Source organism: Marinobacter sp. B-21 (genome assembly GCF_056857895.1).
In genome coordinates this window covers 17,239-29,306 of the sequence record NZ_JBSXNZ010000034.1, presented here as the reverse complement: position 1 = coordinate 29,306, position 12,068 = coordinate 17,239, and the positions used below count along the sequence as shown (strand labels likewise).

8 protein-coding genes are annotated in these 12,068 nt (G+C 49.6%); 3 read left to right on the top strand and 5 right to left on the bottom strand.

The features are described 5' to 3' along the window. Window positions 1–121: 121 nt before the first annotated feature. A complete protein-coding gene (locus AC13C0_RS01440) occupies window positions 122–1,225 on the bottom strand; it encodes a glycosyltransferase family A protein (protein WP_482953824.1) in 1,104 nt (367 codons plus the stop codon). After that, complete coding sequence (locus AC13C0_RS01435; protein WP_341580969.1) at window positions 1,218–2,033, bottom strand: glycosyltransferase; 816 nt, start codon at window positions 2,031–2,033, stop codon at window positions 1,218–1,220. Before AC13C0_RS01435 ends, AC13C0_RS01440 begins: the two co-directional genes overlap by 8 nt. A 212-nt stretch (window positions 2,034–2,245) precedes the next feature. On the opposite strand from AC13C0_RS01435, the gene AC13C0_RS01430 reads away from it, so the two are divergent. Both AC13C0_RS01430 and AC13C0_RS01425 read left to right on the top strand, forming a co-directional pair. After that, window positions 2,246–3,787 (top strand): TnsD family Tn7-like transposition protein, encoded by a 1,542-nt coding sequence (locus AC13C0_RS01430; RefSeq protein WP_482953823.1) that lies wholly within the window; start codon window positions 2,246–2,248, stop codon window positions 3,785–3,787. After that, window positions 3,672–5,366, top strand: a complete 1,695-nt coding sequence (locus AC13C0_RS01425; protein ID WP_341580971.1) for a Tn7-like element transposition protein TnsE — start codon at window positions 3,672–3,674, stop codon at window positions 5,364–5,366. The genes AC13C0_RS01430 and AC13C0_RS01425 overlap by 116 nt, the downstream gene beginning before the upstream one ends. A 67-nt stretch (window positions 5,367–5,433) precedes the next feature. On the opposite strand, the gene AC13C0_RS01420 is transcribed toward AC13C0_RS01425, so the two are convergent. Next, the gene (locus tag AC13C0_RS01420; RefSeq protein ID WP_341580972.1) at window positions 5,434–5,625 is read right to left on the bottom strand and encodes a hypothetical protein; all 192 of its coding nucleotides are present in this window, start codon (window positions 5,623–5,625) and stop codon (window positions 5,434–5,436) included. Between AC13C0_RS01420 and AC13C0_RS01415 the strand changes: the two genes are divergently transcribed. Next, window positions 5,624–6,259, top strand: a complete 636-nt coding sequence (locus AC13C0_RS01415) for a hypothetical protein (RefSeq protein WP_341580973.1) — start codon at window positions 5,624–5,626, stop codon at window positions 6,257–6,259. The two genes, AC13C0_RS01420 and AC13C0_RS01415, sit on opposite strands and share 2 nt — an antisense overlap. Window positions 6,260–6,440: 181 nt before the next feature. Here the strand turns inward: AC13C0_RS01415 and AC13C0_RS01410 are convergent, their stop codons facing one another. Together AC13C0_RS01410 and AC13C0_RS01405 are read right to left on the bottom strand one after the other, a co-directional pair. After that, window positions 6,441–8,447 (bottom strand): hypothetical protein, encoded by a 2,007-nt coding sequence (locus AC13C0_RS01410; RefSeq protein ID WP_341580974.1) that lies wholly within the window; start codon window positions 8,445–8,447, stop codon window positions 6,441–6,443. Further along, a complete protein-coding gene (locus AC13C0_RS01405; protein ID WP_341580975.1) occupies window positions 8,444–12,019 on the bottom strand; it encodes a hypothetical protein in 3,576 nt (1,191 codons plus the stop codon). The genes AC13C0_RS01410 and AC13C0_RS01405 overlap by 4 nt, the downstream gene beginning before the upstream one ends. Between the last annotated feature and the right edge of the window lie 49 nt (window positions 12,020–12,068).

The window sequence follows — 12,068 nt, the reverse complement described above, 5'->3', positions numbered from 1 at the left end:
GGAGGAAAGCGCAGTTGAGTTGGGATAGAATTGGACATGGGCGAACCTTGTTTAGCTTCTTCCGAAGCGTTATTGGTGTAACTCCCATTATATCAATGGGTTGAGCAAGGTTCGCCTTTTTTTATGAATAATTCGGGCTAGGGATATAGGTTTCGATTGCTCTCGTTTGGGACCCAGAGGTACTGCACTGCCAAGTATCTTGTCGCTTCGTCCAGCTAACTCTCGGAATAGACGGGGGAGGCCCAGCCAGAAGCCCCTCAAGGCGCTCGACGTCCGAATCAGACATCGCCCAAGGGTAGAATTCCTTTATGATCCGATCTCCCTCTCGCCAGACAATGCCTTCCATGCCATAACCGAGGATCTCGGTATGCGTGTTCCTCAACAGATTCAGTCGTTGCAAAAAATAGGCAAGCCGCCGGCGTTGGTTTTGCCAAACCCCAGCCTGTTTATTTTGTGTGGTATCAGTTCCACCAAGAGAATAAATGCAAAAAAGTGGGTCGGACACTGTACGAACATGCTTTGGGAATTTAATAAGCAAGTTGCAAAGAAGCCAGTGGTCCTCTGCGCTCCGAGTGTTGGGATAGCGCAACCCTAGCCTGGTTTTCATCATCAGGTTGCAGGAAGGGAGTTCTCGTTCTTGTGTGCCTGACGAAAAACGCTCGACGTACGCGGTCAAATTAGTGAGATCGAGAAGCTCATCGGGGTTGGCGCGATTCGTCCATGGAAGAATTCGTTCGCCTACCCGGAGGGCGTTGCTGCCAATCACGGCAATCGTATCGTGACCGTTCGCTTCGTTGAATAAAGTTTCCAGGCTGTTGATCTCGGCGAGCTCGTCATCTGCATCTAAGCGGGCTACCCACTGGATTCCGGCTTGCTTGTCCGCCCAGTCCAGAAGCTGATTGCGTGCTCTGGCTGGAGAGCCACACTCTGCGCTTAACAACGTAACGGGTGATTCGTTCAAGAGATCTTCCACTGCCGACTCCCAGCCTTCTTCAGACTGATCATCAAGGATAGCAATCCGCGCCTCTGCTCGCCTGACCAACGTCTGGTTGAGAGCGCTGGATAGAGCTCTTCTGAGCTCTTTTGACTGGTTTCTATGCGCAATGGCGATCAAAACCGAAGCATTGTGGTATTGGCTTGAACAGTCTTTAAGAGTGCACAATCTCCTGTCGGCCAAGACGGTTGAATATTGTTTGGGGGCGGATGGAGTGAATTTTTTATTCAAAGGAAAGTCTCAGTTTCTCTGCCTCTATATCCTGCATTGACCACTTGAATAATTCCTCTATCCGATGAAAGAAAGCGATGCGGTCGAGCTCCGACATTCGTCTTTCGTAGAGTTGGAGGAACTGGGCACAACCTCTGAGCTTCTGAAGGGAACCGGGAGCGGAAAGGGCATGAGGGGTAGCGTTGCAGTTCCAGAATGTGGTCGCAGTTTTTGTGTAGCGGATATTAGCCATTGGCTGAGAAAGCACCCGAATGGCAAGATCCCGGTCGTTGCAGCTGACCAACCCATCAGTGAAAGCTCCAACCAGTTGAAGCATTGATGCTTTTATAAAAGTGTTGGATCCCTGCCAGCCGGGATTGCCCCTTAGAAAATCTTCCGGATGTAATCTGGATGGCAGGTTGGTTTCCGCGACTTGGTTATCGATGACACGGTTGATCCCTGAAATCACGACATCCGCGGAGCAAGCCTCTGAGGCGTCCAGACAGACCTTAAGGTGGTTTTCCCGCCAATCGTCATCATCGTCGATGATTGCCACATAGCAGTCAGCGAAGATCTTTAGAATTGCCTTGATACCTGTATTCCAGCAGCCAGCGGCTCCTGGACTGTTCTCGTTATCCAAAACTAGAACATCGATCCCGGGCAGTTGGTCTCGAATCGATTGCTTTTCGGAATCGAGTAAACTGCGGCTATCTGAAACTATCACCACCAAAGACGGGGGGGTGAGTTGTTTTCGGATAGATGGCAGCGCGTGAAGCTCCAGCTGCTCTAGCCGTGGAGTCGTTGCGATCAATGTGACGATGGGCAGCATTTGGATATTTAGATAGTTTTGGCCATGCTCAAATCGTGTTGAGCATAAAGGTGATCCGTCACTTTGACTACACGTCGTTCAAACAGGATCGTTGGTTCGCTAGCTAACTTGGTAGTGACTGTATCAACGTTAGTTGGGCAGGCCAATCTGCCGAGAGATAAACCGTAGACTAGTATTTGATCAAATGCGTTCTCGGTTGCTCGGATATGTTGATGCAGTTTCCCGTCGCCCATGAAGACGAATTGCTGGGTAGCATCATAGCGAGGTTTGTTCAAAGGCAGGGCCTGAATGACGATAAGGTGGCCTTGAATCAGCTTTTCGGTTCTCGGAAGATTGTTCCATCGTCAGTTCTCCAGGGGCATGTGAACCAGCTCCTCGAAAAAGTCGGTCACCTCTGGAATATCTCGGCCCAAGATCTGTTGGAACAACATACCCTTATTCCGGTTTTTCGGCCTTTTGTGCCTGTCGAATCTTATGATCGCTTTGTTCGAGATCTATGCGGTGAGGGCAAGAACCATAGCATGCTCAGAACAGGCCTGAATTCTTCGAGTATTGTTTGGCCATCGAATTATCGCGTCTGTCCCCTATGCTGCCAGAATCAATCCAAAAGGTTTGGTTATTATTACTGGCAGCGACTCTTCCAATGCCCAGGCGTCGACGTTTGTCCGGAACATCAATGCTTACTGGTCGATACGGGCATCCCTTTGCAGTCATCCAGTCGACACCGATTTGTGGGTACCCAAGCGATCAGCAGACCGGTTCCTCCAGTTTCGTCATTGGGAGATGGTAAAAGTGTGTTGTTATCTTCCCTGGTAAAAGAGTTGTTTCGGGGTGAGGTGGCTGAAGTACCGAATAACCACCAGTGGACCAGATTCTACCGAGCTCTAGCCTCTGAGCAGGGCCTTTGTCGGGGTAAAGGTGTGCTGCACAGGGAGATTGCCAGCCGTTTACGGACCTACTGGGGAGTTGAATGGCTGGACAGACAAGGTCTTTCGCTCGAAGCCGATGACAACTGGCTGGTCTCAATGTTTCGAAAACACCGTCGCCCCTTTTCCTATCTTCAGCATTTCGCGTGTTGGCTTGCTTTGTATGATATGGCGCCGACTTTGGACGAAGTAATGACAGAGGCCGTTCATTTTTCAGCACAGCCCCCAACGAAAGTAGGCTATTACTCATCACGCGCCCGCCAGGTTTTTAGACAGTACCGTGCACGTTGGGCGGAATTGTTGAACTGTTATGGTTCACTACGTGAGGTTAGAAGGCATAGGGATGGTGCAAGAGTCTACTCCTGGCTTTATCGCTTTGATTCGCAATGGCTCGTCGAACACAAGCCCAAGAAGATCAGCGTTAAAAGACAGCCAAAAGTCGATTGGGCAAAGCGAGACCGGTTTATTGTGCGGGAGCTCATAATCATTGAGCGCTCAGTCTGGCAAACTCTGGAGGGTCCAAGGCGTTCTAAAAGCTGGTACTGCAAACAAGTTGCCAGCCGAAGAACCTTGGAAAAGAAGCTTAGTAAACTGCCCTTATGCCAAGCATTCTTCATCCGCTACGCAGAATGGATTGATGAGTATCAGGCACGGCGGCTGGCGAGTATATTTACTCGCTTGGTTCTGCAAAAAGAATGGCTCATACCCAACTATGAAATTGAACGAATTGCCGGGCTTGATCAGCGAAAATGTCGGGAAGCTGGCCGAAAGATTCTTGCCGAAGCAATCCCAGCCTGGCGCATTTCTAAGGAGATTTCCCTCCGATAGTGTTCTCAAAAAGGTGGATGGAATTCACCATCGCAAGTGGTTTTTCATGAAAGCTCGCCCCTTCATAAGTGTCTGGTTTGAAGGGAATGGACCGCAATCTGTCCCGGCAGAGCTGATCCCCATGCTAGCGGTAGGGAGCACTTACGAAAACAAGAAAAGATTTCCACGCCCTAACGCCAAAGACGTGCGATTAAACGTAGTTAGCGAGCCGAAGTCGACAACGACGTCCTCGGGAGTGCATTGGCTTAGGTTTAGAACCAAGAAAGGGGATATCGTTCGCGTCCGGCAGTTGGAGTTGGCAAGGTGTTTGTTCCTTCAGAATCTTCATTTAGCCCGAACAGCGTTTCGGCACAATGGCCTTGCTGGCTTGGCCCAGGTGTCTGAAACCAATGATGCGACCATTATTAAATTTCCTGCGATGGTGGACTACCCGCCCTCGAATCTGCGAACGCATGCAGCCTTGACCCATCTGTCATGGGTGGTTCTGGATAACGATGCTCGGCAGAGTTTTGGATCAATCCTCAATTTCTGGATGAATTCGAATAGCGAGGAGTGGAATTTCCGCTTCAAGCCACCCCGTCTAACAGGTTGGCATATAGCAGGGTCTGGTTATTACGGGACAGGTGATTCCAGTAACATATTCACCATCGACGAGATCACGCACTTCCATAACCCTGTTTTCTACCACCCCAAACAGATCGTCTTCGATCATCCGAAACTCAACGAGCTTTTGGCCAAAGATCCGGCAAATGGAAAGAGGCCGACCGTTCCTCGTCGTGATGACGATGCCCAATTGGATCTGAGTGTTGAACCGTTGCTTGGCAAGCGGTTGGACCAAGTGTCGGAGTCAGGATTTTCCTGTTCGTTCAACGATAATCTGAAGGTCGGGATACAGGTAAATAAAACGCGGTACGCGGTAAAACCCATAGTGGATCCTGAATCGACTCCCGCGACCGAAACCACCAGTCCGGGGCATGCGACCGAACGAGGAAGTGGCCAAGAACTGGACTACGGGATTAACCGACCCGAAGAGAGTGAAGATCTCACGGTGGAGGAGCTTGCTGAGGTTGAGCTGACGGAAAGATTCTCGATTTTCGATGAGGTTGTTCGTCGGTTAGGCGACTGCGAGAACTTCAGCTTCGAGAAAATTTCAGCGATACGTTTGCCGTGGCCAAAGGGTGGTAATTTGACAGCCACACGGACAGCAACGGGACAGCCAATTCAGGCTTGTGTTTCTTTAATCAGATATCAGTCAATCCCCGTCGTTATTATTGAGGTAGACACAGAAAGTATTCAGAAAGAGCACACGCTGAGCACACTGGTTGTGATCTTCTCCAAAAATGCAGCTGATGGAGTTGCATCATTGCTTAGGCGTTGCTCGAACGATGGCGTTCATTGGGATTTGGAGCATATCCGAAGCTTGAGTGCTGTCGCTAAACATAGCAGGCACCCTCACCGCCAAACCCGGAGAAATGGCAAAAATATGGTGGTTAGCCCCGAGGATTATCTGGAGAGGTGGGTGAATATACTGGAGCGTAATATTAAAGCGCTGGTTAAACAGGTTAGAAAAGCCTCCTAACAGATTCAGATGATGTCATGTTCTAGCCGGCCAATTCCGGTGCACCTTTTTCAGAGCTCCGGAATTCTTATATATGGCCCTCCAACTGGGCAAGAAAGTCCGTTGCCGGATCGAGCCCTTGGTAATCAGTATCGCACAGCTTGCTGGCTTTGCGGGGTCGATATTTTCGGGGCTCTTCGTACGGAATGGCGTTGCCCAGGGGCTGATGAAAGGTGGTAGGCTTATGACAACGACGGGCCGTTTCCCCAAGGTTTGCCATGACTATTAGCACTCCGAACGATACTCAGATTGGTACCGATGATGTGCAACTGATGGTGCGTCTTGGGGTCCCTGCTGCACTCATTCGAATTTTATTGAATGAAGCAGGCCTTCCGATACCAGACAATTTGATGCCATCGGAGCAGGCGGAATCTCAAGGACTATCACCAACTGAGAAGGCAGTTTTGCGATCCGGGGGCGCCCTTGGATTGGACGGAAATACAAATGCCACGAAAGCTGAGAAGCATTTGATGGCTCTAAAGCACTTACATGAGTGCCGAGAACTAGTAGAGCAATCCTATGAACTTGAAGTCGTTGCAGAACGGCTTCGGATTTCTCCGGAAGCCACCAAAGCTTGTACGAGTGGCAGGGCTCGTGATTTGTATGCTTTCAAACTGGCAGACAACGGCCAATGGCTTTTTCCAAAGTGGCAATTTTATGAGTTAGGCCGTATACCGAACCTGCATAGCCTGCTGTCAGTAGTTGAAGAGTCCGTCAGTCCGTTAGTTTTCTCACGGTTCATGCTGATGAAAAGCATTGATCTTGAAAATGATGAGGAGTGCTATTCTCCTCGGGACTGGTTGATCAGGGGTTTTGAGCCGGAGCCGGTACTTATGCTTGTTAGAGATCTGTGACATTGGACGCTAAACAACGATTTTCCGAGTGGAAAATTCATTGATGCCTCAACGTTTGCTTTTCCTGTAGCCGCTCGCTGCGCTTACAGAGAATCGTTTTGCCGTTCATGGATCTCCGATAAGTCGTAGCGGACTTTTAGGGGAATCCGCGATTCTCGCCTGGGATCAGTAAGATCAAAAATTAGCTCGTTAATTGCGCTTTCCGCTCTCCATATTCTCGTAAGTGTTTAAAAATAAAAGGAAATGCTGTTATTCCTTTGTGGCGGACATGCCAAACATCTAGGCTATTCCAAAACCACTCGGGTACGGTGTCATTTCCAGCATCTGCAATATAGACATGATTGAAGTTATCTTGCTTCCGGGCGGGCGATCCAACTGCACCCGCTGTGTACATGCCCGATTCCCGATTAATCCATGTCCCTGTTGAGGCTTGAAATACGCCTAGCTCCCAAGAAGCGAAGGGAGCTTTTAGCCGGTATCCATGGTCTGCGAGGAAGTCATGGAAATGGCGTTTTTCCAAGCTCTTATAGTCTATGTCACTCAATTTACGGGCAGAAATAGTCCCCCGGGCGCTGGAGACAAATTCCATCAGTTTTGGCACTAACGTGCTATCGGGATTATCGGCACAATACTGCGCGATGAGTTGAGCGGGAATGCCGCTTGTAAGCGCGGCGTCCATTTCTTTGACCCAGGTGTGTATCTGCGCTTCGTTTGGAAGGCAAACTGCTTCAGTATCGGCTGCGATAATGAATTTACCAGTGTCCGGCCAATAAATGAGATCGGCGCGATCGTAGCCCTCGAAGACCTGCTTCTGTCGGCTTTCATCGAGATCCATCCATAATTCGTCCCTTACAGCATCTGGAAGGCTTTCGAAGACTAATCGGTCGTGATCCCGGCGAGCGTAAAACATTGGCCAAGGTGCCTTCGGCTGTAAGTTTTTCGTTGAGGGCCTTATAGATGTGATGAACCAGGCGTCGGCTGGCAAGTCCGGATAGTCGAGAAATAATCTTCTCTCTCTTACCTCCATTTTGATCAATAGCTCTTTTATAAGAACCTGAGCAACGTGAGATTTTCCCTCCTCGTGCAAACGCTCAGGATAGCAGGACTGTATAACCGTATCTGGGTACTTTCTGCGAGCTATTTGATAGGGATCTATATCCTTGCTTTCATAACTGTCCTTGGCATTGACGATCAGGATGTTCAGTCCATTTCCTTCGATTTCGTTAGTGAACTCTGACTGAATTCCAAGACGGTCCAGCTCCGCTGTGAGTCGAACACCAGCTTCCGGATCGTTGCTAGAATTTGTCACCCAAATAGGGTGTTGCCTCATCTGATCATTTAACTTTTTGTACGCATCGCTTACTTGCTGGTGCTTTACTCGCTGGTGGATGTCTGGATAGATTGATTCCTGACTAAAATCGATGGTGGAACCATAGGCCCTTTTCAGGTCATCCAGAAACATGGAGAGAACCCCAAGGCGGGTCTGGTAATAGGACTCCAGTGTCGGCTGTCCCTGTAGATCAATTGCTGAAACGCGATTTTTCCTTTTTGTCGCCGGCGCTCTTTTGACGTACTCGCCTGACGTACCTTTACGAACCTCCTGCCCTAAGCTATCCAGTTCATATCGTGGTAGTTTGGCAATCTTTGGTGGAAGCTGCCCTTGTTCATTTTCGTGCATTTTTAGGGGAGTGAACGTCGTCGTCTGAATATCCAAACGCCAGCGTTTTGCGATCCGGCTCCAGGTCGGATCTATCCGAACCGTTGTAATGACGTTCCATTTTGCGGCAAATTTTTTCTGCCTTATTACGTAGTAAAGACCGTCAGCATCGAACCGTGTGGGCTTGTCATCCGGGTCTAAGACCCTTGGGATGGCCCTTATCAGGAGTGCTCGCAACGCCCATTGCGGGATCTGTTCTAGCGGTTCTGCTTTTACGCTCAACGTGTGGTCGTGCAGCGAGATGGTTTCGGATTTCGGGAGTAGCACTAGAAATCGTGATTCTTTCCCTTCCTTGATCAAAGCCAGCACTGAGCCGGATTTGTAAATTCTCGTCGCTAGATGCGGGAATCCGGACTCCTTTTCTTTTTCGCTCCAGCCACGATACGAAATCGATGCCACCGAAAACCGATCGGCCAGGGCAGGTAAGTCGGATGGTGTCATCGTCATGAAATTCGTTAAAACTGGCTTCATTGGGCGCTCCCTATCCACTCCAAGAGGGTCACCAAGTGCTTCTCGATAACGGTTCCGGAGCTTCTTTCAATTGCTCCTGGTATTTCAATGACAGAGCTCGCTGCCTGATGTGTCGGTTTTAACTCCTTGTCCAAGAACCGAAGCTCGCTACCCGTGGAGTCAAACAGGTTAATGTAGGCAAAGCGTGTGACTCCGATAGCTTGCTCAAGGGCGGCAGCTTTGCGTGAGTGATTTTCGACTATACCTTCATTGCGCCAATGTTTTGCATCTACAGCAATCCAGGCTGAGTCAGGTGATGACCTGATGAGGAAATCAAATGTTTCATAAACATGATTGGGGAGTTCGGAGACCTCAAAGCCGAAATGGCGGAGTATGACTTTGATCCCCTCTTCGCCGAGAGCGCCCTTGTACAAGTTAAAAAATGCCGCTGGATTCATAAGGTATGGATGTGGTTGCCATGCTTTCGCAAAGCCTTGTTCTTCAAAATGCTTGCGTACCTCTGAATTTCTCATCAGTTCTGGCAGGCCACTCTCGCCCTCGCTTACCCAGCGTCCGCGGTCAGCTCGGTCGAAAAACTTGAGTTCGCCCTCAGAGCTGAGAGCCTCCGTCTTCGTCTCAAGGCTTCCGGTGAAGAGGTATCCATCCTGGGTTGGCGATTTAATATAGACACGAGGATAGGTTCCGGCAGCTGTTTCGCGTGTTGGCTCAGTTAAAAGCTGTTTTCGTAGGGCCTCCCAATCGCGAATGGCCGCTTCGGGATCGTTTCCCCGAAAACCGGACATCAGTTCCTTTATCAGTGAAAGTGTATCTGCAGTGTAGAAGGCAGCGCGATTGTGTAGGCGCGTCGTTTCCCTATCCTTAAAGATGTCGGTTCCCAGGGCTTGTGCTGCCTTTACAAGAGTCACATATTCAATTGAAAGTCCTTCTTCAGGCCGGTGGTCTGACGCCAGAGCTTCCCGTAGGTCTCCATCAGCTAGCAGTTCAATATTTGGTCTTTTAAAGGCTGTTCGGGCGGTGCGGCCAACCGCCTGCTCGACAATTTTACGAACAAGCCAAATGTAATCGCCGGTCTGATGATAGCGACTAAGGTTTTGCTCGTGCCGGGAGCCCAGAAGCGAACTCTTTATCCATTGCCTGGCCTCTCTAAATGGAATCCAGTTTGATTCCTGTAAAGCCATAATCTGGTGGAAAAGCAGCAACTGGTTGATTTGATAATCGTCCGTGTCCGAAAGCCATTGATGAGATGGCTTCTCTAGATATAGGGTATCGATGTCAGTTTTGACCTCCTCTGCTCTAGGACCATCCCCGACCCAAATAAGATTGTCCTGATCGTTAGGATGCACCACGTGGTAGTCAGGATTCTTGCCCTCGCCCATTGATGCGTAAGTGGACAAAAGAATGACCTTGTCATCGGTATTACTCAGTTGAGTGAGCACCTCTTTGAACTCTCCGAGCTTCATCGACTGCGCATCCATTCCCGGAAATAGCCGAACTCGTTTCTTCCCCGACAAGTTCTTATCATCGAGGAATTGCTGGAGAAAGCGAACAAAGTCTGGGTAACGGGCGGAATCAATCGTGCGGTTCAACATTACGAGCATATATCGATTATGTTGAGCAGCCATAAAGTGCTCCAGAGCTTTGAGAAGCTTGGATACCCAGTTCAAGACGTACTCTCCATCTTGATCCAGCTGCAACCAGGTATTAAGGACCATTGCTGGCTTCCGCACGGGCTTCCCGGATTGGGCAGATAGTTCTTCAGCAACTAACCCGCGGTCTGCCGTCAAAAAGCTTGAATTCACGCTGACCCCACACGAGCTATATCTCCGCCTAGAATGGTAGTAGTCGCTGATTTTCTTTGTCTGCGCTGGGGATAACTCGATGAACCTGGAGCCGAGCCTGGTTTTCATATACTCCAGGTCGAAGTTCTTGATGACAGTTCGGGAGGTGGCGGTCGCACTGATACCGAGGATCTTGGCGCCTGATTCAACCAAGCGTGCCATAAGCCCAGAAGGCGTAATTGTGAAACCTGTGTAGAAACAGCTAACCGTGTCACTCGTGCCTTCGTTTCGACGAACATCGGTGAGTTTCAGGCCGTTATCATGGTAAGTTCGAGAGGCCATACGGGTGGGAGATTGCAGGAATTTTGAGCGCCTGCCTGCAAAGCTGACTTGAGCGTCGAAAGCAGCGAACACTGCCGGACTCAGGTCCTGTAAGTTGAAGTGCCGCAAAATAGACATCACAGCTTCTTGATAGGTAGAACTCTGCGACCCAGAATCGCCGAAGTGAGAAGAGGCGTTATTACTGAGATAACGCCAAACTGACGCCCGCATCGTCCAGATGAAGCGTCGGAATTGCCAATCCGCTTCATTGACGAATCGACTCAGCCGGTTTGAGAGCTGCTCTGGATGCATTGCATCGGCGGGAAGGGACTCACTGTGAATGAAGTTTTTGCGTCGATCGCTATCTGTGCGCAGTCTTAGCATGTGCTCTGCACTGTGCGCATGTGTAATGGTTCGATCCGAAAATAGCCGGACCTTTTCCGTCTCCAGCGTTGTTCCTTCAGTGTTGAAGGCAAACTGAATATGCCAGCGATCAGCAAATTCTTTGAGGCTTTGTTTTAGGTCGTCGAATATTTCCTCAATGCCTTCGTAGCGTTCTGAGCGTTCCAGCTCATGTTGTTGAAGATTTGCATGTATTGTCCGGGTCACTTGGATTAAGTCCAAGGCCGTTTGTTCGGCCATGTGCTGAAGGATAACTTCGTTCTGGCGATCAAATTCATCGATAATGAGCACGGCGCCATCGAGCTCCCGAATGGGATGAACTCTTGATCTCAGCGTTTGATAGCCTGAGAGAAACTTACGAGTGGTCATGAAGCATACGTTGGCCACCTTCCGTTGAAGGCGATCGCCTGGGACCAATTGATCTAGGTTCTGATAATCAGATGCCGATAGTTGTATCCCTTTTTCGCTTCGCAGGATGCTGTGAATTCTGTTGAGCATGAGCCGATAGGTCTCTGCCGCCTTCTCCTTTATGACCTCTTGCACGCCGGGACGCATCGAAGGGTGTGCGGCGACCGACTGCCTGAGTTTTTGTAAGGATCTCCAGCAGTTTTGAATTCTTGGGTCGGAATGCAGGCCAAATCGATCCATAACCGACTCAACAACGGATTCGTTCACGTCGAGCAGTTGAGAGTCTTGACCTGTTAAATAGACGATTCGTTGCTTTAGTTGCTCTTTTTCATACTCAGATAGGCGTGGTTTTCCGTCGACGGCTTGTGAATCGATCAATTGCAGAAGTTCTTCATAGGTATGACGAACGTTGTCCACGGAGTTAGTAATGTAGTAGATAGTGCGACGGCGGTTTGGGTCTAGATTTTGGGATTGGATGAGCTCTTCCAGGATGGCGACTTTGATGCTGTGGGTCTTCCCTATACCCGTTGGCGCTGGTATCGGCACCAGGCAGCCTTGATCATTTTCTGCCCCCAGAACGTCTTGTAGATCGCGTTGCAGGATCTCATCCAATGGCGAGAGTGGTGGTTTGGAATCACCTGCAAACCCACGCTCTGTTATCATTCCCAACTCCTTTTAATGAAAAGATGGATAGCAGGTTGCCGGGTTTCGC